At 65.5% G+C, this 25954-nt stretch carries 27 protein-coding genes; 15 read left to right on the plus strand and 12 right to left on the minus strand.

Annotation, left to right across the window (positions count from 1 at the left end):
- Positions 1-50: 50 nt before the first annotated feature.
- Both BJ970_RS36460 and BJ970_RS36465 read right to left on the minus strand, forming a co-directional pair.
- Positions 51-245: a DUF397 domain-containing protein gene (locus BJ970_RS36460; protein WP_184733096.1), complete on the minus strand. Its 195-nt coding sequence runs from the start codon at positions 243-245 to the stop codon at positions 51-53.
- Positions 242-1099: a helix-turn-helix domain-containing protein gene (locus BJ970_RS36465; protein WP_184733097.1), complete on the minus strand. Its 858-nt coding sequence runs from the start codon at positions 1097-1099 to the stop codon at positions 242-244. Before BJ970_RS36465 ends, BJ970_RS36460 begins: the two co-directional genes overlap by 4 nt.
- A gap of 174 nt (positions 1100-1273) precedes the next feature.
- Here BJ970_RS36465 and BJ970_RS36470 point away from each other — a divergent pair, with 174 nt between their 5' ends.
- From BJ970_RS36470 to BJ970_RS36490, 5 genes are all read left to right on the plus strand, one after another.
- Positions 1274-1507, plus strand: coding sequence for an HC3 family zinc finger protein (locus tag BJ970_RS36470; RefSeq protein ID WP_184733100.1), 234 nt, complete (start codon positions 1274-1276; stop codon positions 1505-1507).
- A complete protein-coding gene (locus tag BJ970_RS36475) occupies positions 1507-1731 on the plus strand; it encodes a hypothetical protein (RefSeq protein ID WP_184733102.1) in 225 nt (74 codons plus the stop codon). The genes BJ970_RS36470 and BJ970_RS36475 overlap by 1 nt, the downstream gene beginning before the upstream one ends.
- Positions 1728-2081, plus strand: coding sequence for a hypothetical protein (locus BJ970_RS36480; RefSeq protein WP_184733104.1), 354 nt, complete (start codon positions 1728-1730; stop codon positions 2079-2081). Before BJ970_RS36475 ends, BJ970_RS36480 begins: the two co-directional genes overlap by 4 nt.
- Positions 2078-2350 carry a hypothetical protein gene (locus tag BJ970_RS36485; RefSeq protein WP_184733107.1) on the plus strand — a complete coding sequence of 91 codons (273 nt, stop codon included), beginning with the start codon at positions 2078-2080 and terminating at the stop codon, positions 2348-2350. The genes BJ970_RS36480 and BJ970_RS36485 overlap by 4 nt, the downstream gene beginning before the upstream one ends.
- 408 nt (positions 2351-2758) lie before the next feature.
- A complete protein-coding gene (locus BJ970_RS36490; protein ID WP_221468614.1) occupies positions 2759-3046 on the plus strand; it encodes a hypothetical protein in 288 nt (95 codons plus the stop codon).
- A gap of 312 nt (positions 3047-3358) precedes the next feature.
- On the opposite strand, the gene BJ970_RS36495 is transcribed toward BJ970_RS36490, so the two are convergent.
- A complete protein-coding gene (locus tag BJ970_RS36495; RefSeq protein WP_184733111.1) occupies positions 3359-4558 on the minus strand; it encodes a helix-turn-helix domain-containing protein in 1200 nt (399 codons plus the stop codon).
- Positions 4559-4687: 129 nt separating this feature from the next.
- Positions 4688-5428 carry a helix-turn-helix domain-containing protein gene (locus tag BJ970_RS36500; protein ID WP_184733113.1) on the minus strand — a complete coding sequence of 247 codons (741 nt, stop codon included), beginning with the start codon at positions 5426-5428 and terminating at the stop codon, positions 4688-4690.
- A gap of 2010 nt (positions 5429-7438) precedes the next feature.
- Here BJ970_RS36500 and BJ970_RS39325 point away from each other — a divergent pair.
- The 4 genes from BJ970_RS39325 to BJ970_RS36520 all read left to right on the plus strand — a co-directional run bounded on the left by BJ970_RS39325 (position 7439) and on the right by BJ970_RS36520 (position 11593).
- The gene (locus BJ970_RS39325; RefSeq protein WP_221468615.1) at positions 7439-8179 is read left to right on the plus strand and encodes a DddA-like double-stranded DNA deaminase toxin; all 741 of its coding nucleotides are present in this window, start codon (positions 7439-7441) and stop codon (positions 8177-8179) included.
- A complete protein-coding gene (locus BJ970_RS36510) occupies positions 8176-8637 on the plus strand; it encodes an Imm1 family immunity protein (protein WP_184733115.1) in 462 nt (153 codons plus the stop codon). Before BJ970_RS39325 ends, BJ970_RS36510 begins: the two co-directional genes overlap by 4 nt.
- 1191 nt (positions 8638-9828) lie before the next feature.
- A complete protein-coding gene (locus BJ970_RS36515; RefSeq protein WP_184733117.1) occupies positions 9829-10176 on the plus strand; it encodes a hypothetical protein in 348 nt (115 codons plus the stop codon).
- A gap of 7 nt (positions 10177-10183) precedes the next feature.
- Complete coding sequence (locus tag BJ970_RS36520; protein ID WP_184733120.1) at positions 10184-11593, plus strand: GH1 family beta-glucosidase; 1410 nt, start codon at positions 10184-10186, stop codon at positions 11591-11593.
- Between the two features lie 48 nt (positions 11594-11641).
- Here BJ970_RS36520 and BJ970_RS36525 read toward each other — a convergent pair whose 3' ends face one another.
- The 6 genes from BJ970_RS36525 to BJ970_RS36550 all read right to left on the minus strand — a co-directional run bounded on the left by BJ970_RS36525 (position 11642) and on the right by BJ970_RS36550 (position 18456).
- Positions 11642-12457, minus strand: a complete 816-nt coding sequence (locus tag BJ970_RS36525; protein ID WP_184733122.1) for an SDR family NAD(P)-dependent oxidoreductase — start codon at positions 12455-12457, stop codon at positions 11642-11644.
- Positions 12458-12557: 100 nt separating this feature from the next.
- The gene (locus tag BJ970_RS36530) at positions 12558-13583 is read right to left on the minus strand and encodes a zinc-binding dehydrogenase (RefSeq protein WP_184733125.1); all 1026 of its coding nucleotides are present in this window, start codon (positions 13581-13583) and stop codon (positions 12558-12560) included.
- A gap of 134 nt (positions 13584-13717) precedes the next feature.
- Positions 13718-15232, minus strand: coding sequence for an acyl-CoA synthetase (locus BJ970_RS36535; protein WP_184733127.1), 1515 nt, complete (start codon positions 15230-15232; stop codon positions 13718-13720).
- Positions 15233-15271: 39 nt separating this feature from the next.
- On the minus strand, positions 15272-15940 hold the full coding sequence (locus tag BJ970_RS36540) for an O-methyltransferase (RefSeq protein WP_184733129.1): 669 nt from the start codon (positions 15938-15940) through the stop codon (positions 15272-15274).
- On the minus strand, positions 15937-16704 hold the full coding sequence (locus tag BJ970_RS36545) for a 3-methyl-L-tyrosine peroxygenase-related protein (RefSeq protein WP_184733131.1): 768 nt from the start codon (positions 16702-16704) through the stop codon (positions 15937-15939). Before BJ970_RS36545 ends, BJ970_RS36540 begins: the two co-directional genes overlap by 4 nt.
- A 240-nt stretch (positions 16705-16944) precedes the next feature.
- Positions 16945-18456 carry an HAL/PAL/TAL family ammonia-lyase gene (locus tag BJ970_RS36550; RefSeq protein ID WP_184733132.1) on the minus strand — a complete coding sequence of 504 codons (1512 nt, stop codon included), beginning with the start codon at positions 18454-18456 and terminating at the stop codon, positions 16945-16947.
- A 540-nt stretch (positions 18457-18996) separates the two neighbouring features.
- Here BJ970_RS36550 and BJ970_RS36555 point away from each other — a divergent pair.
- The 4 genes from BJ970_RS36555 (at position 18997) to BJ970_RS36570 (ending at position 22554) form a co-directional block, all read left to right on the plus strand.
- Positions 18997-20454, plus strand: a complete 1458-nt coding sequence (locus tag BJ970_RS36555) for an FAD-dependent oxidoreductase (protein ID WP_184733134.1) — start codon at positions 18997-18999, stop codon at positions 20452-20454.
- Between the two features lie 111 nt (positions 20455-20565).
- On the plus strand, positions 20566-20967 hold the full coding sequence (locus BJ970_RS36560; RefSeq protein WP_184733136.1) for a hypothetical protein: 402 nt from the start codon (positions 20566-20568) through the stop codon (positions 20965-20967).
- Positions 20968-21023: 56 nt separating this feature from the next.
- Positions 21024-21617, plus strand: coding sequence for a TetR/AcrR family transcriptional regulator (locus BJ970_RS39805; RefSeq protein ID WP_184733138.1), 594 nt, complete (start codon positions 21024-21026; stop codon positions 21615-21617).
- Positions 21618-21933: 316 nt separating this feature from the next.
- Positions 21934-22554, plus strand: a complete 621-nt coding sequence (locus BJ970_RS36570; RefSeq protein ID WP_184733140.1) for a DUF742 domain-containing protein — start codon at positions 21934-21936, stop codon at positions 22552-22554.
- A gap of 20 nt (positions 22555-22574) precedes the next feature.
- Here the strand turns inward: BJ970_RS36570 and BJ970_RS36575 are convergent, their stop codons facing one another.
- Entirely contained in the window at positions 22575-22847 is a 273-nt protein-coding gene (locus BJ970_RS36575; RefSeq protein WP_184733142.1) for an HPr family phosphocarrier protein, read from the minus strand.
- A gap of 310 nt (positions 22848-23157) precedes the next feature.
- Positions 23158-24417 carry an MFS transporter gene (locus BJ970_RS36580; RefSeq protein WP_221468616.1) on the minus strand — a complete coding sequence of 420 codons (1260 nt, stop codon included), beginning with the start codon at positions 24415-24417 and terminating at the stop codon, positions 23158-23160.
- 333 nt (positions 24418-24750) lie between these two features.
- Between BJ970_RS36580 and BJ970_RS36585 the strand changes: the two genes are divergently transcribed.
- Together BJ970_RS36585 and BJ970_RS36590 are read left to right on the plus strand one after the other, a co-directional pair.
- Positions 24751-24906 (plus strand): hypothetical protein, encoded by a 156-nt coding sequence (locus BJ970_RS36585; protein WP_184733145.1) that lies wholly within the window; start codon positions 24751-24753, stop codon positions 24904-24906.
- Between the two features lie 23 nt (positions 24907-24929).
- Positions 24930-25928, plus strand: coding sequence for a zinc-dependent alcohol dehydrogenase family protein (locus tag BJ970_RS36590; protein ID WP_184733147.1), 999 nt, complete (start codon positions 24930-24932; stop codon positions 25926-25928).
- Positions 25929-25954: the final 26 nt, after the last annotated feature.

Consider the following 25954-nt stretch of genomic DNA (forward strand, 5'->3'; position numbering starts at 1 on the left):
AGCGCCCCCGGCACGTGGTTGGGATGCCGGGGGCGCTTCGCTGTGCACGGTCAGAACCGGCCGGACTTCACGGCGTCGATGAACGCCGACCACTGCGCGGCGGTTGTAGTGAAGTACCCGGCGGCCCTGTCCTTCGTGTCGCGGACAGCGGCGCCGTTGTCGATCCGGCCAACCTCTACGCAGTTGGTTTCCTGGTTGGATCGGCTGGACTTCCGCCAGTTGGCAGGGTGCTTCGATAACGTCATGTCGTCGTCTCCTCACCGTTGATGGCACCGGCGATGAGCTCGCGCGACTCGTCCGGGCTCATCGCCACCCGATCGATATCTTCTCGCGCGGAGACGAACGCCCGCACATCGCCCTCATCACGAAGAAACGCGCTTGACCTGTGGTGCTCCAGATGCACCACGGGCGCGGCTTTCAGGAACTCCAGCAGCACGAACGGACCTGCGTGCGCCGGTGTCCATCCTGCGGACTGCGGGATGACTCGAATCTCGACGTTGTCGCGGTCGGTCATCTCCAGCAGGAAATGTAGTTGGTCCGTCATCACCACGGGGCCACCGATCGACTGGTGCAACGCGGCCTCCAACAAGAACGCCGCGAACCGCACTGGCGATCGCCGACGGGTAATCAGGTCGCGGCGACCAAGCCGCATCATCACCCGTTTATCCGTCTCATCGCAAGGAATCCCGGCACTCATGATCGCCCGCGCGTAGTCGGAGGTCTGCAACAGCCCTGGTACGACGATTGGCGAAACGTCAGTGATGGATGTTGCGATGCGTTCGAACTTCAGCAGTGCGGCAAGCTGGTCCGCCTCACCGCCTGGGCCGACCGACACGGTGTTCGGTGGTTCCGAGACCGCGTCACGCGCCAGCCGCATCAACCGCTCGCGGGCAGCCGTGCTTAGCCTGAGCACGGCGCACACCGTGGCGACGGATTCGGTTGAAGGTACTCGTTCGCCGCGTTCCCAGCGCACGAGAACCGAGTGCGAGACGTCCAAATTGGTCGCTAGCTGCCGCAGCGAACGACCAGTTTTCTCTCGTGCGTCGCGTAGCTCCGCACCGAGAACGTAGGCAAGTGGCGCTGGCGTGGTCTCGCTCATGCACCGAACCCTAATGCACACCGCAGCCGCCGTGGATCAGTCGTTTAGGTGATTGATCAACTGGTGTCGAGACCATCAATATTGGTCTCGAAAGTTTCGAGACCGAGAGACCGGAGGCTGTATGCGTTACTTCGCCGGTTCTAAGTCCAGCCCCTCACACCGGATGGTGTCCTAATGTTCAGGCCACATCCGTTCCATTGGGTGCCTGCCGAAGGCAAGCGGCACGCCAGCACCGACCCCAAACCTTTCAAGGGCTACCCGACCGGTTTCGTGGTGGCCACCCTGTGCGGTCACCAGTTGGCCGCCGACAACTCCGAACCGGCGTGGTTTTGGGAAATGTGCGCCGCCTGCGACGTCAAGGCCCGCGACCTCGCTAAGACCCCGACGCCACCCGTGGGGGGTGCTTGATGAGCGCTGCCGATGCCGGGCGGTCGGCCGTTCTCGCCGCGCTGTCGGTCAAAACAGCCGTCAAGCTCGAAGACCTCGCCGAATCCGTCCGTAGTGGACGGACGACTAATGGCGATTACCTCGACATGTCACGGCTGTTGTCCGAACTGGCTGCGCTACTAAGAGATCGATGTACGGGCTACGTGCCGCCGCGCGCGGTTGGCCCGAAGCAGGTCGAGCAGTGACGACCGCGTTCGTCTCCACTGGCCTGCTGGTTGTCAGCGCGCTCGCAATGTGGGCGACGTTCTACTACGCCCCGGCCCGGCACGCCGGAGGTGGTGAAGGCGCGTTGACGGTCTCCTACCTGATCGCGCGGGTGGAGGCCGAGACCACCGGCGGCCGACATCGGCTGCGGGAGCCCCGCATCGTGCAGCTGCGCGGCGATCTCGCCGATGCCCTTGCCGACGAGGAAACCCGAATCCTGCCGCTCGTCGACACCGGCCGACCAGTCAACAACCGTGACGCGTTCGCACGGCATCGGGGGATGCTGCGGCGAATTCTGGCCAGACTTGACCGGATAGACGTGAATCGATGAGCAAGCCCAGGGGCAAGACACCGGGGGAGCAGATCGGGTCGGTGGCGTTGACCTTGAGGGAGCCTTTGGAGCACGCCGAACAACTGCACCGGCGTACGAGCAAACTCGTGATGCGCGACGAGCCCACTGCGAACAGTGTGGCAGGACATTCCCTGCTGGCGCACCTCGAAGTGGGCAGTGACATTGGACGGGATCTCCTGCGACATAAGGCAGAAGCCGACGCGCTAGCAGTCGGGGTACTAGCCGGATTGCCGACCGCCGAGGAGTAGACCCGGTGAAAGCTTCGCTGCCGACACTCCTCCCCCCTCGGCAAGTGCTCTCACCGACAGTGCCCTGTACTGCCGATCCCCAGCGGCGCGCGGGGCACCGGGATGGCCGGGCCGCGGAAACCTCTCGACGCGGCCCGGTCATCCCCGACCTTCGGCCCAGCACGGCCCGTTCTCGTGACGCACACGGACCAGCTGCCGGAAGACATCCCAGGACCGGATGAGATCGTCGGCACGTGATCGCGCCGATTTCAATGGAGATCGGGCGCGCTGATTTCCGTTGAAATCGCCGGCAACAGAAGCGCCCCCGGCACCACTTCAACCCTGAAGTGGAAGTGGTCCCGGGTGCGGGGCGCTCTCGTCGTACTGTGGTCCAGCACTACGACGGGAAGGATAACGATGCTGCGGCCAATGCCATCCCCTGCTGAGTTCGGCATGTGGGACACCTTGCCCGAAGACCCGCCCGAGCATCTGCTCGATCTGTCCGATGAGGACGTCAAGGACACCATCCGGCGCCGCGACATCCTCAAACAAGAGTGGCGCGGGTACCTGAACTACCCGCACGGATTCTGGCCGGACGCCTCGATCGAGCGGGACACCATTGGGCAGGGCGAAGCATGGCGCAACTGGCTTCTCCGCCGCGCGTGGGATGCAGTAGCTACGCTAAACGCCCATCTGCGCCGCCGGGCCGGTATCTAGTCGCCTGGGTCCACCGCCGACTGGCAACCTTCGCACAAGTCTCCGTCGCGGTCGGCTGCCCCGCCGCACATCCTGAACGCCCGCCATGTGATCACCTCCGGCAAGCAGTCTCCGCAGATGATCTTGGTGCCGCGTCTTCCGATTGAGTGATGAAGCGCCCCACACCCTGCGCCGGGACGCTGTTGGCGAATTGATCAAGGCGGGATGCCCCTGCATGATCACCCGATCATGCAGGGGCATCCGTCGTGGGAGGTCTGAAGTGTCGTTGCGGCTCGGCAGCGTGGTGGTGTAAGAAGCGTCGAGTTTGGCTACTCACATTTGGATCCCGGCCCAGCGTGCAAATCCTGCCAGGGAAGTGGTGGCGCGGCGGTCGGCGGTCGCGAGTGCGCGGACGGTCTCGCGTACGGAGGGGTGAGTGCGGGTGTGATGGGGCGAGAACCTTCGTGCCAGGTTGAGTTCTGCCAGTGCTCGTTCTCTGTCGCCGTGCAGCATCCAGGCGCGTGCTTGGTCGATGTGGTGGTGCCCGACGCGCTCCGGCCGTGTCGGGTCCGCGACGGTGATGCGGCTGGCACGGGCGACGGCTTCGGTTCCGTCGTAGCGCTCGACGGGCACCGCGCACCAGTGGATCAAGACGTTGAGCTCGCTGGCGTCGGTGTTGTAGTAGGGGGATGGCGAGGCGCCGAGTGAAACCCGCGTGCGTGCTTCCCGGATGTGGTCGTCGGCGCGTTCGGCGTCGTCGTTGCGCGCGGCCAAGACCGCCGCTCGGAGTTGCAGTTGCGCGGCCACGCCATGAGCGGCATGGCTCCCGGGTTGGTCCTCGACGTGTTGCAGAGCGCGGTTGAGAAGCCGTAGCCCGCCTGCGTAATGGCCGTTCTGCAGGAAGTGCGTTGACCTGTGCCAGTCGGATACTGCGCTGCGTAGCGGATCGCCGGTCGCGGGGGCGAGCGTCACGTGTCGCTCGGAGGCGGTTGCGGCGATGTCAGGATGTCCGAACCGGCCTCCTACGGTCGCGGCGAGTCGGTAGGCGTCGTGCAGCATGCCGCGGTTCTGTTCGCCTTGCCAGGTCGTCGGGGACGTCTCCGCGACTTGCACGAAGAGGTGGTGCAGCACCTGGGGGAGAATTAGCGCCAGATCCGCGTATTTCTGGCCCCTCCGGAAGGACTCAGCTCGGTTGAGGTGAGCCCGGATGTGGTCGGGGCGCAGGGCGGGCTCCGCGGGTTGCGGATCATCGAAGCACTGAAGTGCTTCACGTAGCTCGGAGATTCCTGCGCTTTCGCTGTGGAACTCGGAGATGTTGTCGGCAACTCGCACGCCATAGAGCTCGCGGACCTCGACGCCGAGCGCCGCCGCGCACGAGGTGACGAATGCAGGGCTCGGCGGTGTCCTTCCCTGCTCAACTTTCTTGACCAAGCTGGTCGACACGAAGATGCGCGCCGCCAACTGCGGCTGCGTCCACCCGGCCAGCTTGCGGAGCCTGGCAATCCGGGCTCCTGCTCCCGCATCCGCGTTCATGCGCGCATTGTCCTGCACAATCCAGCTGCGCGGCGCGCGGCACGGGGTCGACAAGCGGCATTCGCCGCAACCGGCCCACGCGTCGGGCGCTGGTCGGCGTGCGCCCCTTGCACGCCGACCAGCTCACCGTCATCTGCCGAGGACTGGCGCGAGCTTCTTGAGCATGTAGGCCCCGCACCAACGGCTCTCGGTGTCGTTCGGGTCCGTCACTTCCTTGACTAGCTTGCGTGCGAACCGCTTCGGGTTCGGGCAGCTGGGGATGTCCCGCGCGATCACCTTGCACGTCTCCCAATCCAGCTGGAGAATGCGCGAGATCTCCGACGTAATGCAGAGCCTTCTGACAGCTGGATCGTTCTCAAGAACATCGGCCACAAGCTGGGCGTTTTCTACACCCGGAGTCTTGGCGATAACGGCTAGCGCGTTGGTGCGGAGGGTCGAGGTTTTCCCCTCGACCATCCACCGCCGGATTTCCCCGATTCCGTCCGGAGTCACCCGGTGGATGATCGCGAGGTCCGTGGCGTGGGCCGTGGGTGCCTCCGCTAGAACGCCGGGGTTGCCCTCCGCTATCCCCTTCGTCAGCTGGGCGAGCTTCGCCGCGCCGCGAACCTTGGCTAGTGCAGGGTGCGTTATGTCTCGTCGCCAAAACACGGTGTCTCCTACCTCGATCTCAACCGACCCGATCACTCGTTCGTATGCCTCGATGATCTCCGGCGTAGCCCTCCGCCGTCCAGTCTCAACGTGCCCAAGCGTTGACTTGCTGTAGTGAGTCTCTCTCGACATCGCGTCGAGGCTCAGGCCGACAGACCTCCGCACCTCCCGGAGCAGCAGACCTATGTCTAGATCGTTTGTAGACGCCATGTAGACCCCCACACGCTTCCAGTCGCCGTATGTGATCGGGAGACTACTCCTTGGACAGCCCCCGTCGATCGTTATCCGATCCCCGACCGGTCGGCGGGGGCCGTCCTTCCAACGGATGGAGGGTGACCCATTGAGAAATCCGTTCAAAGCCTGCCTAGAACGTAGGCGCAGGAACCGAGCTCGGCGAGACATGATCCGCAGGCGAGTGCGGGTGTACCTGTGACCGAGCCATCCGAGCCGGAGCTCGTCGACAGCTTCTCTAGCCCGGCACCGACGCTAGATGTAGTCCTGCGTAAAGTCTCTTGGAATCTAGATCAGATGGCGTTTAAGCTGCCTCGTCGTGACGTATCTAAATCCGACTTGGATCAGCTCGCTGACACTCTCACTGAGCTAGTGGAACTCCTCCGAAAGGAGGACCTTTGTTGACTGGGTTTAGGCGATTACTTCTGTGCCTTGCGATAGCCCTGATAATCCTCTTGCCGGTTGCATCGGCACCGTTCGAGGAAAGGAGGACTGCGGAAAGGAGAACTTACGCTGATGTACTCACAGACGTGGGCTCAGGTGCTGATTATAGGACTACCCCTTTTGTCTATCCTCTGGGCTACAAAGAGAGACCGGTGATGCCGGTCCCTGAATTTGCTAACTGGATGGCTGGTGAGAACGAGGCGAGGTGGCATCAGATCGAGAAGGCGGGGCCTCGGCCCCTAGCCTACTGTGGCCATAGGATTAAGGGCGAAGTCCATAGGCGGATTACCGAGAACTTGCCTAACTACCAAGACGGCAGGATGATCTGCCGTGGCTGTCTCGCCACGACGATAAGCATGAAGCAATCCCGAGAGTCGAAAGGTCCCCGGTAGCAGCTACCTACCGGGGACCGCCAAAGACTCTACCGCACGTACCCGTGTGACGATGAATGGAGGCCCCAGTTGCCTACAGAAACGTTTAACTCCGACGAACCCGTATTGTGGAAGTGCGACGCGGATAAGTGTCTTTTTACTGACGAAGACCCTGATGTCGTGGGGCAGCACGAATATCAAGCGCACGGCCCTGCGTGGATGGCGGAAGGGCCGACCGTGATCATTATGACGAACGGCAAATAGGCCCGGTGCAGGCCCTACGCCGGATGCTTCCCCCGTCCGTCCGGCGTAGGGCCTGCACCATCTACGCCCTTGCAGCGCGCGAGACGAGCGCAGCGCGCAGGGCACGGTGCGGCCGGGCTGGGGCAGACGGCCCGGCCGCCCCCTAATACCCCACACGATTCGAAAGGAGACGAATATGACAGATAGCCCCTGAGGATGAGCCGCAGGGAGCCGAACGCGGCTGACGAGAATCAGCCCGTATTCCCTTTACCTCCGGCACCCCAATTTGGCCTTCCGACGGGGCATGAACCCTCGACCAGTGTCCACGTAGGACCCCGGCCCGGGACCGTGACGCGCTGGCCCGGAATTGGGGATGCTGCGGAAAATTCTGGCCGGGTTGCTGCCCGATGAGAAATAGACCTGGTGGGAGCGCTGCTGCCGACTCCCTCACTCTCCCTGGCGCGTGCTCTCACCAATATGTGCCCGTGCTGCCGTCCCCAGCGGCGCGCGGGCACGGGATGACCGGACCGGATCAGGAAAGGTCCGGTCATCCCTTGATCTCCGGCGCGGCATGGGGTCGACGAGCGGCATTCGCCGCAACCGGCCCACCGCGTCGGGTGCTGGTCGGCGTGCGCCCCTTGCACGCCGACCAGCACGTCAACCGACCAGCACAGCAATGGAAAGGAGGTGCACATGTCCAACAACCCTGAAACCGAGCCAGAGCCAAAGCCGGAACCGGCAGGCGGCGAGGGTGAGCAGCCCGTCTACGACTCGGCCGGGACCCTGCGTTGGTCAGTCGGAGTCGAAGCCCCATTGCGCCGGGGCGTGACACGGCTCGACTCGATGAACGTCGTGGGGCCGAGCGGAATTCGCTGCAACCGGCCCCACCGCGCCGGGGGACCTGCCACGCTATCCGGCGCGGCGAACTTTAAGAGGGGGTGGCGTGTCGGCGGTCGGTGATCTCGATCAGACATTGGCACAGGTGGTTGATCGAATCACTGCCGCCCTCGGCCTTCTGACCACCGCACAGGACGCCTGCGACGAAGCCGGTGAAGTCCTGGGGTTTGCACTGGAAGGCACCGCCTCCCCGGAAGCGTTGGAAGTCCTCGCCATAGTGGAGCCGACTAGCGACGAGTTGATCCACGCCTACCAGTCGGGAAGCCGTGTGATCGAGCTGATCACGACCTACCGCCGAGGTCTGGAAGTGCAGTCGGCCGTCGACTCCACCCCGCCCAGCGCGGCGCACCCCTCAACCGCGGGCCGGATACCCACCGACGCCGCCCACGATCGCGACTGGGCCAACCAGGTGCGAAAGCGGTTACCCAAATGGATGGACGGACACCAGACCACCGGATTCGGCTATGACTGCGACGGAACCGAACATCGCATCACCAGCGGATATGACCTGTCCCTGTCTGAACCAGCGCGGCTCGCCTTGCACAATTCCGAGACGTTTCCGACCGACGATCGCGGAGCGCCTACGGTGACGTTGCACGTTGAGGTTAAATACGCCCAGATGATGCGACGGGCCGGACAGACTTACGGCGTCGTGATCATCAACAAACTGATGTGCGACGGGTGCCGCGACGCAGTGCCCGAGATCCTGCCGCAAGGGTCGGTACTGGCAGTGTGGGAACCGGGCGCGGCGCAGCCGCACATCTTGAAAGGTGCAGCGAGACCATGACCGCTACGGATACCACGACCGTGATCACGGTCGTGTTCAACGCCGATTTCTACTACGCACGCAGCGCAGCCGACGTCGCTGGCCTCGTGCGGATGATCGTCGAGGAGCCACCGGGGCGGGTCTGCACGGTATATGCGTGGGACCGCCCATGCCTTTCGTTCCGGGAGGCGGGTGGTCCGGCGTACCCGACCGGTCGGCTGCGGGTCTCCACGTCGCCCGCCACCGGTTGGGGCGCAATCAACTACTGGGACCACGGCACACCGGACGGCCGTGTAGTCGATTCGTTCAACCCCGACGGCGACGAGCAGGCGCCCGTCCTGCCGTTGGACACCGACGGGGCCGACTTCCCGGCATCCGCCGCGCTGCCGCTCGACCAGGTGCGCGAGGCCATTGCCGAGTACTGCCGGACCGGGGTGCGGCCTACGTGCGTGCAGTGGCAGCCCGGCAAGTGGACCTGACCTGGAGACGACGAAGGAATACCGCGGCTGGCGTTGCTGGGCCATGCGGCGGGGTTTGCGAAGCCGGTTGCGTCACCTCGCCTTGCTCGATGGTGTCCCGGAGCGAGGCGTCCGGCCGTAGCCGTGCGGGTGGCGTTTCGGGTCTTTCGCACACTCCTGCGTGTTCGACCAGGCAAACCTGTACGCTGGACTTGTTTATGCCGGGGGCAAGGCGATAAAAATCAAGCAACGCGCGTTGACCTGCTACCGGCGCGGGATGTACCTAGAAGTCGCTGACCACGACCACAATGCGGGTGGCAACGTCGCGTACCCATCGGATCAGCGACGACGTGTGGTGCCCTTGTGCACGTCCGCAAAGTGAGGGTCACGGTAAATGGTGATGCGCCGCTCCAGGTCTTGGGCAGGTGTTGACGAGAACCGCATATCGGCCAATCTGTCCGCTCGATCCGGACATCGTTGGCGACGCCGAGGCCCTGGGAATGTCCGGGAATTCGTCGAAGCAGAACCAGGAAATCATGAAAACCATTTCCGGTGGTGACCCGGCACGCACGCCCCGACTCAGTTGGCTCGGCTACAAAAAGCCGGCCGAATCGGTGGTCGCTCTTACGCCGGGCTCGGCGGCTCGACGGAATGCCGGGGCTAGAGATGACCGAGCGATTCGTCGCTGCCGCGAACGCCCAGGACCGATCCACGGCCCGCCCCCACGGGAGGGTGTGAATGGCGCCGGATCGAGTCGGGCGGTCTGGAGTCGAGCGCGGCTCGCGCGCACTTTCTGTTCCGCTGGCCACGGCCGCTGATCCCGCTACCGCCGGTGACCGGACATCCGCCGCCAGCCGCCGCCAACGCGAGCCGCGGGCGGTCCACTTAGGAAATCGCGGTGGTGTCAAGGTCGGGACCTGCGGAGATCGCCGACCACCCGATCGGGTTACCTGCGCGGTGCCCGAAAAGGCAAGTTTGAGTGCCTACGGCGGAAGCGCCCGCCGAATTGCCTGTACATCAACGGGCGCTTCGTGCAACGGTGGCCGCAATTCGAAGACGAGGCAATGCAATGACAGGAAGCCGTTCGTTGTGAGCCGCTCCCGCGGTGGCCACGGTCTTGTCGGTCGCCATTACGGGGTGCGTGGGAAGCGTCGGCGCGGACGGCGAGACCGTGATCAAGCGGGTTGGCATGCGGCCGCTGATGTCGTTGCGGTGAAGGAGCAGTACGTGCCGCTTCGGGTGCTGATGGCGCCTTTCCGCCAGCCGGCCCGCGTTGGTCGTGGGCGGGCTGACGGGGCGTGTCGGGGGCGGGCGCTGGCACCGATCGATGGGCGGGTGACGCCGTTGTTGTTCATCGCTCCCCTTTTTGTGTCGTCGGTGGTGTTCTCGCTGTGTACCGCGTGGGTGTCGTTGCATGACTGGCATTTGATCAATAGTGATCGGGCTTATGTGGCGTTATCGCGGTTGGCCAGTGGGTATTTCCTGGATGTGATCATCGTTTTCATCGTGTTGGCGAGGCAGATCGTCAACGGAATCGCACGCGTGTCGGTTAACGGATGAGGTGGTTATGACCAACGAACAGGTACTCGGTTTCCCGCAGGGTTTCATATGGGGGGCGGCGACGGCCTCTTACCAGATCGAAGGCGGGGCTAAGGAAGATGGCCGCGGCCCGTCGATCTGGGACACCTTCGCCGCCCAGGAAGGCAAGGTCCTGGGCGGTGATACCGGTGAGGTGGCGTGTGATCATTTCCATCGTTATGCCGAGGACGTGGCGTTGATGGCCGAGCTGGGCCTGCCGTCGTACCGGTTCTCGGTGTCCTGGCCCAGGGTGATGCCTGATGGTCGGACGCTCAATCCTTCCGGGGTCGCGTTCTATGACCGGCTGGTGGATGAGTTGCTGGCTCGGGGTATCTCGCCGATGGTCACGCTGTACCACTGGGATTTGCCGCAGGCGCTGGAGGACCAGGGTGGCTGGCGGGTGCGGGATACCGCCGCGCGGTTCGCCGATTATGCCGTGGCGGTGCACGGTGTGCTGGGTGACCGGGTGCGGGACTGGACGACGTTGAACGAGCCGTTCTGTTCGGCGTTTCTGGGTTATGGCAACGGGGTGCACGCGCCGGGTATCGCCGAGCCTGGGACCGCGTTGGTGGCCGCGCATCATCATCTGCTGGCTCATGGGCAGGGGATGGCCGCGTTGCGGGCCCTCGCTCGTCCGGATCAGCGGTTTTCGCTGGTGCTGAACTTTTCGCCGGTGCTCACCGATGCCGATGATGCGGCTCATCGTGAGGCGGCGCGCAAGTTCGATGGCATGCATAACAGGATGTTTCTTGACCCGGTGCTGGGGCGTGGTTATCCGCAGGACGTGCTGGCTGATCTTGAGCACCTGAACGCTCTGGAGCCGGCGATCCGGGAGGGTGATATGGAGTTGATCACCACGCCGCTGGACTGGCTTGGGGTCAACTATTACGCGCCGACACGGGTGGCGCCGTTGCCTGATGTGTCCGCGCCCAGCAATTGCGGGTTGCCCGGTATGCGCGGTTTCGATGTGTTGCCGCCTCGGGGTCCGTTGACGTCGTTCGGGTGGGAGCAGACTCCGGGTTCGCTGACCGATTTGCTGGTCTGGCTGCACGAGCACTGTCCGGAGTTGCCGATCGTGGTGGCGGAGAACGGGGCTGCTTTCCCGGACACGCTGGACAATGGCCGGGTTCGTGATTCCCAGCGGGTCCGTTATATCGCGGACCATCTGCGGGCCGTGCATGCCGCTATCGAGCGTGGTGCCGATGTCCGTGGTTATTTGGCGTGGTCCTTGCTGGACAACTTCGAGTGGGCGATGGGTTATACCCAGCGTTTCGGCCTGATCCACGTCGACTTCGACACCCAGCAACGCACCATCAAGGACAGCGCCCGCTTCTACTCCAGCGTCGTGGAAAACAACACCGTACCGGCCGAGGGTCCCGCGGAGCTCATTATGGACTGAGCACACCCCGAAAAACCGACTTTGAACTCCAGCGCCATGGTCCGACGGTCAGCTGAGGACCTGTTCGCGGCTGCTCTTGGTGGCGGCATGCTTCGACAACGCGGCGAGATCGTCCTCCACGGTCAGGTATCTTCCGGAGAGCGCGTCGGCCTGGCCCGCGGCAAGTTGGATCAGCACCTCGTTGGCACGTTCCGGCGTCGTGAAGTTACCGCTGTCCCGTTGTTCTTGAAGCCAGTCGCCGATGCGATCGGTCCAGACGTCTCCGGTCGGTCCCTGACGCAGGTGGTCGCCGGTCAGGCCGATGTCGAGCAGACCGGGGTGGTAGCTGAGGACCACCACCCCGTAGTCCCGGGTTTCCGGCGCTAGGTTCTCGGTGAGCTTGATGACGGCCGCCTTGGAGACCGAATACGCGGAGGCATGCGGCCAGCGGTACTTGCCGGCGGCGCTGACGATGTTGATGATGCGTCCGAAACCCCGTTCGGTCATTGCCGGGAGCACCGCTCGGCAGGCGCGCGTGGTTCCGCGCAGATTGACTTCGAGGGTGTGCCACCACTGGTCGGTATCCGTTTCCCACAGCGGCCCGTGCGGGCCGGGCACGCCCGCGTTGTTGACCAGGATGTCGACCGCGCCGAAGGCGGCCGTGGCGTCGCTGACGACCCGGGTCATCGCGTCCGGGTCGGTCAGGTCGGCCTGGCAGGCCAGCACTTGATCGGTGCGGTCGGCTAACTCCTTGGCCACCACGCTAAGACTCTCCCGGTCCCGAGCGGTGATCACCAGATTGGCACCCGCACTGGCGAGGGCGTCGGCGAAGAGACGGCCGAGCCCTCGTGCCCCGCCGGTGAGCAACACGGTTCGACCCGACAACGGTTTCGCGTTGCTTGTGCGATCTCTCGGTTCCGGAACGACCATTGTGGTGATCTCCTGATTATCGGCTGTATCGCTTATCGCCCACTATGGACGTTGCTCAGAGGCGGGCCAGGGCCTTGATCGCGGTGCGGTCGGCCATGGCTTGGTAGGCGTCCGGGATGCCGTCGAGGTCGACGGTCATGTCGAACACCGGCGACGGGTCCAGGTCACCGGACAGCACGTCGGCGAGGAGCGTCGGGGCCACCTCGCGGACCGGTGTCAGTCCGCCGCTCAGGGTGAGGTTGCGAAGGAAGATGGGCGATACGTCGTTGATCGTGAAGTGGGGAGCGCCGATCATCGCGATCGATCCGCCATCGCGCACCACGTCCAGCGCGGTGTCGATGGAGGACTGGACGCCGACGCATTCCACGACGCAGTGCGCTCCTCGCCCATTGGTCAGTTCGCGGACGCGAGCGCCGGCCTCGGCGCCGCGCTCCGAAACGATGGACGTGGCTCCGAATCCCGCACCGACCGAAAGGCGCGATTGGTGCGAACCGAGCAGAATGATCTGCTCTGCGCCCGCACGACGAGCAGCGAGCACAGCGCATAGCCCAACCGCGCCGTCCCCGACAACGGCCACTGTGGACCCCTGCCGCACCGCCGCTGCCCGCACGCCGTGCGTTCCGGTCGCCATCACATCCGTCAAGGTCAGCAAGGCGGGCAGGCGTTCGTCCCCGACGGTGAGCGGCAACCGCGTCAGGTTGGCGTCGGCGAACGGCACCCGGACGGCCTCGCCCTGCCCACCGTCGTTTTCGCCTCCCCACATGCCGCCGCTGCGGCAGGAAGTCGAAAGCCCGTCCTGACATGCGTCGCACGTGCCGTCGGAATACCAAAACGGCGCCAAGACCACGTCGCCGCGGCGCAATCCCGCGACGTCCTTGCCGATATCTTCGATCACGCCGAGGAATTCATGCCCGGCTCGCGGCCCGGGCAGGATCGCCTCGCCGCTGCGATATCCCCACAAATCGGTCCCGCACACGGCGGCGAGCACGACGCGCACGACTGCGTCGGTCGGCTCCTTGATCTCGGGGTCTGGGAGATCGGAAACGCGGACATTCCCGGATTCACGAACTATGGCGCGCATTCTGCTGCCCTCCGTGTTGTGCTGTTCGCCCCGCGCTGGTCGGGGAGTGGTTCAGTGGTGGAACGGACTGTTCGTTGCGGTCGATCGGTGTGAACGTCCGTTCGCTCTGGCTCACCACCGCACGTTGGAGGGACTTACGTCCGTGCCGCCGGTACTTCCGGAGTGCGATCTGGTGCACCTTCGCGGCGCCGTAGCGCTTGTTTGTCGACTTTGCCCGTCGGGTTTCGTGGCAGGCCGTCCACGAACACGACGACCTTCGGGATCTTGTACTTGCCGAGATGTGCTCGCGCGAAGTTCCGGAGTTCGTCGGCGGTCAGGCCCGGTTCGGCAACGACCAGGGCCTTGCCGACCTCGCCCCACACCGGATCCGGCATGCCGATGACGGCGACGTCGACCACACCGGGGTGGTCGCGCAGGGCCGCTTCGACCTCGGCGGGGTAGACGTTCTCCCCGCCGGAGATGAACATGTCCTTGAGCCGGTCGATGATGCGGTAGTCGCCGATCTCATCGACGACGGCGACATCGCCCGTGCACAGCCAGCCGTCCTCGTTGAGGGGACTGACATCGGGGCGCCGCCAGTATTCCGAGACGACGTTGGGACCGAACACCTCCAGCTCGCCGGGTTCGTCGACCGCCGCAGGGCGCCCGTCCGGGGTTCGCAGCCGGACATCGGTGAAGAAGGCGGGCGCGCCCGCCGCCCCGGCGTGCTCGACTCCGTCGCCGGGGGATTGCATCAGCACACTGGGCGCGGCCTCGGTCAAGCCATAACCCTGCATCAGCGGCAGGTTTCGTGCCTGGTAGCGCTCGATGAGCTCGGCCGTCAGCGGTGCGCCGCCGCAAAGCAGGAACCGCAGGCTGGACAGGTTGGCCCCGGGCCAGCGCGGCGAGCGGGCCAGCGCCTCGAACATCGTGGGAACGCCGGCTAAGAACGTGATTCGGTGCCGTTCGATCAGGTCGAAGCTGCGCTCGACGTCGAACTTATTCTCCAGCACGACAGTGCCGCCCTTGAGCAGCGTTGGCAGGCAAGCCATCCCGAGCGCGGCGGTGTGGAACAGGGGCGCGGACAGCAACGCGACGTCGGTTCCGCACAGGTCTATGTCAATGACGACATTGACCGAGTTCCAGGTGAGGTTCCCGTGGGTGAGCAGAGCGCCTTTGGGACGACCGGTGGTGCCCGAGGTGTAGAGAATCAGGGCCACGTCATCGAGCACAACGGGCTTGCGCACCGGTTCGCTAGCTGTGAGTGCGTCGAAGTCGGCGACGTCGACCGTGCGCAGACCCGGGCGATCGGCGGCGAGTGCGTGGGCGTTCTCGCCGTACCGCGAGTCGTACACCAGCAGCGTCGCGCCCGAGTCATCGAGCAGGAAGCCCAGTTCGGCGTCGGCCAGGCGGGTGTTCAGCGGCACGAATACCGCGCCCACCTGTCCGGCGCCGAACAGGGTCGTCAGGAAACCCGGCTGGTTGGGGCCCAGGAACGCCACCCGGTCCCCGTGGTGAATTCCTTGTTCGACAAGGAAACGCGCAACCCCGTGGCTGTGCGCCGCCAACTGTGCGTAGGTGTAGGAGTCGTCGCCGTAGATCACGGCCACGGACTCGGGTGTCCTGCGTGCGCGGCGAGCAGGCCAGGAACCCAATCCCTGATTAAGCATTCCGCTCCCCTGTCAAACATCGCTCGGTTTCTCGGCGGTCTAGCGCTTGCGTGCCATGGTTAGCCCGTCGGCGATCGGGAGCATGACCGATTCGACGCGCTCGTCGGCTCGGACCCGGTCGTTGAAGGCCCGAATGGCGCTGGCATTGCCGGTGGCGTCCGGATCGGCCGCCTCGCCTCCGTACAGGACGTTGTCGGCGAGCAGCAGTCCGCCGGGGCGTACCCGGGGCACGAGCTCTTCCCAGTAGGTCTCGTATCCGGGCTTGTCGGCATCGAGGAACACCAGGTCGATCAGCGGCTCTTCGGGCAACGACCGGAGGGTGTCCGCCGCGGGCCCGATGCGCGGTTCGATGCGGTCGTCGACGCCGGCTCGCTTCCAGGCGTCCCGCGCGATGCTCATCCATTCCTCGGACAGGTCGCAGGTGGTCACCCGGCCATCCGGCGGCAGGCCCAGCGCGAACGCGAGGGTGGAATACCCGGTGAAGGTCCCCACTTCGACGATCCACCTGGCATTGACCAGGCGAGTGAGCAGGGTCAGGAACGCCGCCTGTTCGTGCGGGACCTGCATCTCGGCACACCCACCGAGAGTGTGCGTCCGGTTGATCAGGTCCCGCTGCACCGGGGTGGGCGGCTTGGCCTGGTCCAGCAGGTACTCGTACAGGGCGGGAGTGATCTGCAGCGTCTTGATGTCGCCCGCGGTGGTGTTCATGGACGTCCCTTCATAGGTAGGGCAAACGATGGGGCGCCGCCGGCACGCTGCGCCACGATCTTTTCGGCGACTGAGTCTTGGGACGCGACGGCCTCGGCGATCCCCAGCAGAAGGTCCCCGGCCTTTTCCTCGAATTCCGCGAATGCGTCGCGGAGCGTGGCGTCCAGCAGCGCCGGCGGAGAATCGGGCCCGCTCAAGCCGTGGACGGCGATGTCGGACATGACCTGGGCGAAGCGCCGGACGAGCTGCGCGGTGAACGCTCGCCGGCACAGCGGGCGTCGCTCGACCTGGAAGAAGGCGTCGTAGGCGACACGTTCGGCCTCGGTCGGTCCCTGCGGGCGGCGCCCGGCATCCCGGAGGAGGGAGCCGCCGTCCGGCACGAGTTTCTTGGCGACGGCCATGTGCACCCGGTGATTGGCCTTGGCGGCCTCTCTGAGCGGTGCGATGGCCGCGGCGGGGTGGGTGTTTCGGATGTGCCGCAGGAGTCCCGGAATCATCTCGTAGTCGCGGGCCCACAGACCGCTGAAAGCCGGGTCGCAGGACATCATGTCAACGCGCACGGTGGCCGCGTAGTGCTCGGCCGAGCAGCTTCCGGTGTAAAGGAACAGCAGGGAGTACGCCTCATACAGGCGCGCCGCCATGCCGATCGCATCGGCAGAGGGTTCGGGATCGGCGGCGATCGCGCGCAGCCATCGTTGCTTCAGCTGCCAGACGCCGAAAGCGGCGTGGTGACCGACCATCCAGCGGTAGCGGATCCGCTGCACCAGGTCCAGCGGCGCCCGCAGCTGGGCGGCGGGTCCGCCGTGGGCAGCCTGGGTAAGTGTCCGCACATCGTCTTCGATCGGTTGGGGGCACCCCGGCGCGTCCTCGGCCGGATGGGAGCACGGCGATAGGCTTTCGTCCGGATTGGCCAGTACAAGTGGACTGACTTCACCATACGTTGACGGGTCGGAAACCCGTAAACACACATCGCCCGGCGCGGAAGGTTTCATCAGAGGCTCCCCTCATAACGAGTGCTGGCCGGCGCAGCTCTCATCGAGAACGTCAGCCGCCTTGCGGACGTCCTCGTCCAATGGACGGTCAGGATTGACCGGTGCGACGACCTCGGCGAGCCGGTCGAACAAAGCGACACACCCGGGTGCGGTCGGGCGGCGTCCGCCGACGTGAACGGCCTGCCGCAGGGCGACGGCAAGCGAGCCGTGCAGCAGGCGCAGGGTTTGCGCTTGGTCCAAAGCGTTCAGGGCGGCCTGGGTTCCGAAGGGGATGACGTCCTGGTTGTGCCAGTTCGTGGGCAGGCTTTGGATCGATGCGGGAGTCGCGGACCGCCGCATTGACGCCACCATCGCGGTGGCCGCGAGTTGCACACCCTGCACGGCGTGTTGGGCGCCGGGATTGGCGGCGAGCATCGGTGGCATCCCGCCATTGCGATGCGGGTCGATCAGCAGGTCCAGTTGCCGTTCGGCGAGGTTGCCCAGTTGCGTGGCGACGAGCGTCAGCAAGTCGGTGGAGAATGCCGCCGGCTGGCCGAAGAAGTTCCCGCCGTGCGCCACGAAATCGTCCTCGGGGAAGAACAGCGGGTTGTCACTGATGCTGTTGATGTCGTCGCGCACCACGCCGTCGGCGTAGTCGAGCGCGGAGGTGGCGGCGCCGATGAGCTGCGGGGTGCAGCGGATGCTGTAGGGCTCTTGCAGCGCCCTGGTTCCGGAGGGCACCAGGCCTTCGAGCAGTCCGCGCAGCTCGCTGCCAACCTGGCCGGCATGCGGGTGGCCGAAAGCCGCGAGCAAGCGCGAATCCAGGAAGGCGGGGGAGCAGCCGAGGACATCGATGAGCAGCGCCGACAATGACACCGCGGCGAGGCGGGAGCGAGACAGGGACGCCACCGCGAGTCCGGCCGCGGCAGCCGTCAGGGAGGTCCCGTTCACCAGCGCCAGGGCATCGCGTCCGTCGAGGTCGACCGGTTCCAGGTGGGCACGCCGCAGCGCCTCGGCGGCCGGCAGCCGCTCTTGGCCGACGTAGGCATGTCCCTCACCTCGAAGCGCTCGGGCGACGTAGGACAGCGGAACCAGGTCGCCACTGGCTCCCAGCGACCCCAAGCGCGGTACCGCCGGGGTGAAATCCGTGCGCAAGGCGTTCGCGAGACTGTCGACGACGCCGAGCGACACCCCGGAACGCCCCTGTGCGAGCGACCACATCCGGATCAGCATCGCGGCCCGCACCACGGGCTGTGCCAGATCGGGCCCCTGGCCGGCGCCCAGATGCAGCAGCGCGTTGTCGCACTGCTCGCTGGTGGTTTCACGCCCGTCGAAGACCACCAGCGGACCGAAGCCGGTGGTAGCCCCATAAACCGATCGACCGCTGTCGAGGGTCTGGAGGACGAATGCCCGGCAGGTCTCGATTCGCTCCCGTGCCGCGGCGTCCACGGTGACATCGATGTGTCCGCGCGCGCGTTCGAGGTCGCCAATGGTCAGTGGAGATTCGGGAGTCACCGCAATTGTGCGGACCGGCGCCGAGGTCATTTATGTCTCCGTCGGTTGGAGTGAAGCCCAGTTCGGTGCGCGAGCCGGTCGAGTCCGAGTGAATCCCCCAAGCAAGCCGTTCGGTTGCGCTGGGACAACGCCGACTTCGGCACGGTTGTCACCTTATGAGTCGCGAGTGGGCAACGGCACAGAGGGGGAGTTAAAGAGGCAAGAATCTATGTACTTCTGGCCATCAAGTCGGGGCGGGAAATGTTTTCCCGGCCCGTCGGCGCCGGGAACGGGGGGCGCCGACGGGTGAGCGCCTGCCTTTTAGGGCACTTTTTCCGGGGGAGGCGGGCAGTGTTGTGGAATGGCTTCCGTTGTGGAGATTTCGGCGCGCGGCCGAGTCTTGCCGCCGGTGCTGGGCGAACTGCCGACAGTGGGCACGCGGGCCGGTCGGACCTCGTTGCGGCTGTCCGAAATGGTCCGATCCTTTTCGGACGCGGTGACCAAGTTTGGGGTAACCGAGTGTTGACTTACGCCGAATGGGCGACGTAGCGTGCAAGTCAACGGTTGGTTACAAGGCGACGAGGAGGAGCGATGGGGCAGGTGGAGGTGGTTGTTGTAGGGGGTGGACCGACGGGCATGACGGTCGCTGGCGATCTTGCTCGGATGGGCCATTCGGTGACGGTGTTGGAGCGGTGGCCGCAGATCAATCCGTCGAGCCGGGCGTTCGCGACGATGGCCCGGACCCTGGAGGTGCTTGACAGCCGGGGGCTGGCCGAGGATTTGCTGGCGAAGGGGAACGCGACTCCGGCGGTGTCGCTGTTCAAGGGCGCCAAGATGGATCTCACCCGCCTTCCCTCGCGCTACCAATGCGTGCTGGTCACCCCGCAGACCAACGTTGATCAGGCGCTCGGTGAGTACGCCGTGGCGCAGGGCGCGCAGGTCCTGCGGGGCGTCGAGGTCGTCGGACTTGATCAGGATGCCGACGGGGTCACCGTGACCGCTCGCCCCAAGGGCGGCGGTGCGCCGACTTCGTGGCGAGCGTCCTACGTGGTGGGGGCCGACGGTGCGCACAGCACGGTGCGTGACCTGATCGGCAAGGAATTCCCGGGTAAGTCGGTGTTGCACTCGATGGTCCTCGCCGACGTCCGTCTCACCAACGGTCCGGCAGGTGGCGGTCTGACGCTGGGCAGTACGCCCGAGGTGATCGGTTTCCTTGTGTCCTACGGACATGGCGGCTGGTACCGCTCGATGACCTGGGATCGCCATCGTCAACTCCCCGACGACGCCCCGGTGACCGAGAACGAGATTCGTGACGTGCTCAACCGCGCCATGAAACACGACGTCGGGCTCGCCGAGATCAGTTGGAAGTCGCGCTTCCATGCCGACGAGCGCCAAGTCGCCAACTATCGCGATGGCCGGGTGTTCCTCGCCGGCGACGCGGCGCACGTGCACTCGCCGATGGGCGGGCAGGGGATGAACACCGGCATCCAGGACGCCGCCAACCTCGCGTGGAAGCTCGCACTGGCCCTCGACGGAGCCGACGACGCCATCCTGGACACCTACCAGGCCGAACGGCACCCGATCGGACGCCGAGTGGTGATGCAGAGCGGCGTCATGATGCGCATGGTCACCTCCGAATCGGCGGCGCTACGGTGGCTGCGCGACCAGTTCTTTCCACGGCTGATGCGGGCCCGCCCGCTGTCGAACGCGATCGCCGGCAGCTTCTCCGGGGTGGGCCTGCGCTACAAATCCGGTAGACACCAAGACAAACTCGTCGGAACGCGGGCCACCGAGGTGCCCTTGGTCGAGGGCAGGCTGACCGAACTGCAACGCCACCCCGGCTTCGTCCTGATCCGCGAGAAAGGGACTCCCCGGCTCGACACGGACCTGATCCAAGCCGAACGCACCGACGGCGGACCCGCGCTGCTCGTGCGTCCCGACGGGTACGTCGCGTGGGCAGGAGCGACCGATGCCCGCGAACACGGTTGGCGGGACGCGCTCGCCGGCTGGACCGGCGGCGAAGTCGGGACGGCCACGACTGCTTCCTGAGTCGCGACCTTCCCGCGACCGCAAACTGTCGCTGCCTCAGCGACTTCGACAGATCATCCGGCAACAATCATGCGACCACCGCGTGGCATGCATCTAACGAAAGGAACTACTGTGACCGTTCGGGCAATTCAGATCGGACTCGACCCCGACGTCATCGACTACGACTCACCCGACTTCGCGCGTTTCCCCGGCCTGAACGCCGAAACCTTGCGGGAAGCCCATGACAAGAACATCGAGCAGCTGCGCGAAGCGGGCTACGCGGTCGATGGCTGCCCCATCGATTTCGGTGAGACCGCGCTGGATGTCGTCAAGCAGAAGATCACCGAGAAGACCTACGACGCGGTCCTCATCGGTGCCGGCGTGCGCCTGGTCGCGAGCAACACGCTCTTATTCGAGGCACTGGTCAATCTCGTCCACGTCCACCTGCCCAACGCCCGGTTCGTGTTCAACCAGCGCGCCGAGACCAGCCCCGACGACATCCGGCGCTGGTTCCCCACCCCCGACGACCGCTGATGAAAGACCGCGAGGGCGCTGGACAAGTCAACAACCGGTGACATAGGTTTGGGGGCGTGGCCATCTCACGACCTCGCAACGCCGAAGCGACACGCGCGGACATTCTTTCGGCCGCGCGTGTCCGCTTCGGCGCCGACGGCTATGAGCGGACGACGTTGCGTGCGATCGCCGCCGATGTGGGTGTTAACCCGGCGCTGGTGATCCGCTACTTCGGCAGCAAGGAAGACCTGTTCGCCGCCGCCGCGGATTTCACCCTGGATTTCCCCGACCTGGCCGACATCGCGCCACCGGACCTGGCCGCGGTGCTTTTGAACCGCTTCCTGGCCGTCTGGGAGCGCGACAGTACCTTCGTCGCGCTTCTGCGCGCGGCCGCCAGTAGTCCCACCGCCGCGGAGAGGATGCGGGAGGTGTTCGCCACCCAGGTAGCACCCGCGCTCGCCGCAGCCACGCCCGACCACCCCGGCCAGCGCGCGGCGCTCATGGGCGCCTTCATGGTCGGGCTGGCCACGTCCCGCTACATCCTGCGCACACCCGGTATCGCCGAAATGGGACATGAAGACCTCACCCGCTGGGCGGGCCCGATCATCACCAACATCCTCACCGACACCACGCAGTTCAGTCATCTGACGGGTCGCGGAAGCGCCCGATGAATGTGCCTTTTCCGGCACGCTACGCGGGAATTTCAGGCAGTTCCCACTCGCCGGGAAAGATCGGCGATGGGGTCATCTTTGCCGATGCCCGAACGCTCTGCGAAAAAGGAACAATTCGGCCACGGTGTTGAGCGATCGCCTTGTGGTGGACCGACCACGCACCTACCGTTGTGCGCGGCATCAGACGTTTGTGGGGGCCGACAAAGTCGAAGGATTGCGCCGCTGCGGATTGGTCTCTTGTCGCCGCACATTCGACCGGTGCGTCAACATCCGCTCAGCTCGATTCGATCTTCGAGCCTCGTGATCCGGAGCCGTCATGAGCTCGCATAGGAGAGACAGCCGGGCCGAATTCCACCCGCTTTCCTTCGGCGGCTGGCGCGACTACCAGGAGTGGGCGGATAACGAGTTCCGGCCGCGGCCCGCTCCGCCTAGCTCCGATGAAACCGCCGAGGAACCTGACGAGGAAGCACGGCTCACCGATGACCGGGCCGCCGACCCGACCCAGGAAGCGGAAGACCCGGCCGAGCCCGGTCAGCCCGGGGACACCGACTCCGCAGACGGTGAGAACGATGCAGCGGAACCGGACTCCGTTGAGTTGCTGCGCCCCTACGTCCGGACCGGCGGACGCGCCAGGCCCGAATACGAGCTTTTAGTGGAGACCTTGCTGTCGTCGGCCCAGTTGCCCGAGGCGCCCGACCGCCCGCACTCGCCGATGAACGTGGACCTGCAACGAATCCACGCGCTTTGCGCGGCACCGCAGTCGGTTGCCGAGATCTCCGCACACCTGGGGGTCCCGCTGACGGTCGCGCGCATCCTCATCAGCGACGCGATCAACGCCGGGCTGGTCGTTGTCCACGAAGGCCGGCTGACCCGCGGCAGCCAGCCGTCGCTGGAGCTGCTGCGCCAAGTCCACGAAGGTCTGCGCAAACTGGCCTGACGCCATCGCGGTGTTTCCCGTCAGTCGAACGCGCCGACGTCTCGCCCGAGCAGGTTGACCAGGTCCTGCAACGCGGACTTCGCGCGAGAACCGTGAGCGTAGAGCACCACCTCGGTGCCCTGGTCCACATCGAGCGCCAGCACATCCAGGATGCTGGTGGCATCCACCCGCTGGCCGTTGCGCTTGCCGATCGTGATCGGGAAGCGGCATTTCGCCGCGGCCATGCAGAAATCGGCCACCAGCTTCCGGCGCAGACCGTGCACTGATCGCAATTCGACCTTGGCCTGTTCCATGAGTGCGGTCCTCCAGGGCAACGGGGCGCGCGTCGCCTCACCCGCGCGCCAGTTCTGTTGTCATCACCATTGCGGAGTCGAGCGGCGCTATTTCGCCAAGTCGGCCGTGATGACCTGTCGAAAAGCGCCGCTCCTAAGCACACCGCCGCTGCTTCCCGCGGACAACGGGGAACGCGGAGAAAATGCATTTTGTCACCGGCGGATATGCCCGTCGGCACAAGGTTCTCCGCTGGCCTGGGCGATACGAACAGCACAATCCGCAGAGCAGTGCGGTGCGCGAGATCCGGCCAGTTCAGCGGCGCCGCACGGCTTATCCATCCGACGGCTTCATGGCAAGGACCAGTACGGTGCTCAGCAGGTGCAGCGCCGCGTAGATCCACATGACGCCCTGGATACCGAGTGACCCGATGAACACCGTCCCGATCAGCGGTCCGAAGGCCATGCTGGCCCCCGCGCCGAGCGTGTAAGACGACATCACCTGACCCTTGCGTTCGGGCGCCAGCATTGTCATCAGGGGCGGCAGCGGCACGTACCCGGCCATCCCCACTCCCAGCGCTCCCGCGGCGATGGCGACGAGAAGGTAATCGTGGCCGGCCAACGCCGGTACGTAATAGAGCGCGAGACACGCGAATGCCGAGACGACGCCGCCGAGCCAGGCGACCGTCTTGCGGCGGCTCCAGCGGTCGCCGAGCGCGCCGAAAAGCACCACGCAGGCCAGGTTGCTGACCATCATGACGACCAGAATCGAGGCCCATTCCTCGGCGGTGAAGCCCACCTGCTCAATGAGGTACAGCGGGGTGAAGACCCACACACCGAACTGGGAGGTGGTGTTGATGAGCCGGACCAACGCACCCATGCCGACCTTGGGCTGGTTGAGCATGATCGTGAGGCAGCCCACGAGCGTGCTTACCAGGCTCGTCCGCTCGGTTTCGGCGGCCAGGCCCTGGTAGCCGGAGCGTTCCCGGAGCAGGGTGAAGGCGATCCCGGCGCCCGCGACGATCAGTACCAGCGAGACCCACAGGGTCGGGTAGAACCCGATCGCCGGCTTCAGGCCGGAAACCAGCGCGGCGCCGAGCACCGGGTAACCCATGGTGAAGCTGAACCAGAACCAGCCCAGGGCCTTGCCCAGTTGCTTTTCCGGTGCGCCGGCCATGATCCAGACCAGGAAGCCGTAGGCGAACAGGGGGTAGCCGAAGCCCCGGGCCCCGTAGCTGAGCAGGATCAGCAGATAGCTGCCGGTGGGGACGGCGACCGCGAGCATGACGGCGTGACAGGTGGCCCAGCAGGTGGCGCCGATCATCATCACGCGGCGCGGGCCCCATAGGTCGGACAGACCACCGGAGAGGAACGCGCCGATCGCGGCGGTGATGCCGTAGGCGGTGAACACGACACCGACACTGGTTTCGCTGAAGCCGAGATCGGCTTTGAAGTAGGTCGACAGATAGCTGGTTTCCACACCGTCGCCGACCATGAACAGCAATAGCCCCAGGTAGCCCCAGACCAGGGTGTGGGGGATGCCAATGCGGTCGAGTAGTGGTGCTGGGGTGGGCGGCGCGTGCGTAGTGGACACGATGGTTAAGGACCTCCTGACAGGCCGGGCCACGATGCTCGGTGCCAGCCGCACCGGATGCGACCGGGAATTGTCCGATCTGGGAAAGCCGCTTATCGCGGCGAGGATGCCGCAGCGGCGACGCCCGGATCCGGGACGTTGTCCGGGCGGGCGTCGGCGCACAGCCTGAAACAGATCTCAGAGAATTTCAATAGGTTCACAGATAATATGTGATAAGTTCCCCGTCGCAGTAGAGCGCTGGGGAAGTCGGAGTAGTGCGCGGGGGAAGGAGATGCCAGTACGCGAACAACAAAGAGGCTTACCCGCGCATCGCCGACCGTGCCACACTTACCGTTGAACCACACCAAGTTCGGCCGTACCGCCAGCTACGCGTACGGCGATCTGAGCGGCTACGGGCTGCTGGTCACCGACGCCGCAGCGCCCGAAGACGAGTTGCAGACCGCCCGGGACCTCGGCGTTGAGGTCCGAGCCGTCGATATCCAAGCCTGACCGCCCGAGGAAGAGATCCACCCATGCGAGCCGTCGTCATCGAAACTCCCGGACGCTACTCCGTCACCACGGTCGCCGACCCCACCCCGGCCCCCGGCGAAGTCGTCGTCGCGCCTGCCGCGGTCGGTATCTGCGGCACCGATGTGCACATCGTGGAGGGCGAGTTCGCCCCGACTCCGTACCCGATCATCCCCGGCCACGAGTTCACCGGCGAGGTGGTCGCACTCGGCCCCGGGGTCACCGGCATCTCGGCCGGTGACCAGGTGGCCGTCGATCCGTCGCTGTTCTGCGGGTCCTGCCACTACTGCGCCATCGGACGCGGCAACCTGTGCGAACGGTGGGGCGCGATCGGGGACACTGTGGACGGTGCGATGGCCGAGTACGTCAAGGTGCCGGTCGGCAACTGCCACCGGCTGCCGGCCGGTGTCGACATCGCGCAGGGGACCTTGATCGAGCCGCTGTCCTGCGCGGTGCGCGGGTTCGACGTGCTGCCGCGCCGCCTGGGCGACCATTACCTGATCTACGGGGCGGGCACCATGGGCCTGCTGATGCTCCAGCTCGCCAAGACCGCCGGGGCGGCTTCACTGTCCGTTGTGGACATCAACGACGACCGTCTGAAGATCGCCGAGCGCCTTGGCGCCGATGCCGTCGCCACCCACGCCGACGGCCTCGATCGTCCCCAGGGGTGGGAAACGGTCATCGATTGCACCGGTGTCATCCCCGTAATCGAGGACGGGCTGACCCGGGTCCGCCGCGGCGGGGTGTTCCTGCAGTTCGGGGTCGCACCCAGCGAGGCCAAGGCGAGTTTCTCGCCGTTCCGCGTCTACAACGACGAGATCACCATTCTCGGCTCGATGGCCGTCCTGCACAGCTTCGGTCGCGCCGTCGACCTGATGGCCAAGGGAGTCATCGACGCCGAGACGATGATCACGCACAGCTTCGGCCTCGACGAGTTCACCCAGGCATTACAGGCGTTCCGGGACGGCTCGGGCCGCAAGATCCAGGTCCGGCCGGGGGAGTGAGCCGATTTCAATGGAAATCGGCGCGC

The organism is Saccharopolyspora phatthalungensis, assembly GCF_014203395.1.
In the GTDB taxonomy this organism is placed as follows: Bacteria; Actinomycetota; Actinomycetes; order Mycobacteriales; family Pseudonocardiaceae; genus Saccharopolyspora; species Saccharopolyspora phatthalungensis.

Excerpts from the sequence above, each read along its gene's own strand:
- BJ970_RS36460 (WP_184733096.1), bottom strand. The coding sequence starts at position 245 with ATGACGTTATCGAAGCACCCTGCCAACTGGCGGAAGTCCAGCCGATCC.
- BJ970_RS36465 (WP_184733097.1), bottom strand. The coding sequence starts at position 1,099 with ATGAGCGAGACCACGCCAGCGCCACTTGCCTACGTTCTCGGTGCGGAG.
- BJ970_RS36470 (WP_184733100.1), top strand. The coding sequence starts at position 1,274 with ATGTTCAGGCCACATCCGTTCCATTGGGTGCCTGCCGAAGGCAAGCGG.
- BJ970_RS36475 (WP_184733102.1), top strand. The coding sequence starts at position 1,507 with ATGAGCGCTGCCGATGCCGGGCGGTCGGCCGTTCTCGCCGCGCTGTCG.
- BJ970_RS36485 (WP_184733107.1), top strand. The coding sequence starts at position 2,078 with ATGAGCAAGCCCAGGGGCAAGACACCGGGGGAGCAGATCGGGTCGGTG.
- BJ970_RS36490 (WP_221468614.1), top strand. The coding sequence starts at position 2,759 with ATGCCATCCCCTGCTGAGTTCGGCATGTGGGACACCTTGCCCGAAGAC.
- BJ970_RS36495 (WP_184733111.1), bottom strand. The coding sequence starts at position 4,558 with ATGAACGCGGATGCGGGAGCAGGAGCCCGGATTGCCAGGCTCCGCAAG.
- BJ970_RS36510 (WP_184733115.1), top strand. The coding sequence starts at position 8,176 with ATGACCGCTACGGATACCACGACCGTGATCACGGTCGTGTTCAACGCC.
- BJ970_RS36520 (WP_184733120.1), top strand. The coding sequence starts at position 10,184 with ATGACCAACGAACAGGTACTCGGTTTCCCGCAGGGTTTCATATGGGGG.
- BJ970_RS36530 (WP_184733125.1), bottom strand. The coding sequence starts at position 13,583 with ATGCGCGCCATAGTTCGTGAATCCGGGAATGTCCGCGTTTCCGATCTC.
- BJ970_RS36535 (WP_184733127.1), bottom strand. The coding sequence starts at position 15,232 with ATGCTTAATCAGGGATTGGGTTCCTGGCCTGCTCGCCGCGCACGCAGG.
- BJ970_RS36540 (WP_184733129.1), bottom strand. The coding sequence starts at position 15,940 with ATGAACACCACCGCGGGCGACATCAAGACGCTGCAGATCACTCCCGCC.
- BJ970_RS36550 (WP_184733132.1), bottom strand. The coding sequence starts at position 18,456 with ATGACCTCGGCGCCGGTCCGCACAATTGCGGTGACTCCCGAATCTCCA.
- BJ970_RS36555 (WP_184733134.1), top strand. The coding sequence starts at position 18,997 with ATGGGGCAGGTGGAGGTGGTTGTTGTAGGGGGTGGACCGACGGGCATG.
- BJ970_RS36570 (WP_184733140.1), top strand. The coding sequence starts at position 21,934 with ATGAGCTCGCATAGGAGAGACAGCCGGGCCGAATTCCACCCGCTTTCC.
- BJ970_RS36575 (WP_184733142.1), bottom strand. The coding sequence starts at position 22,847 with ATGGAACAGGCCAAGGTCGAATTGCGATCAGTGCACGGTCTGCGCCGG.
- BJ970_RS36590 (WP_184733147.1), top strand. The coding sequence starts at position 24,930 with ATGCGAGCCGTCGTCATCGAAACTCCCGGACGCTACTCCGTCACCACG.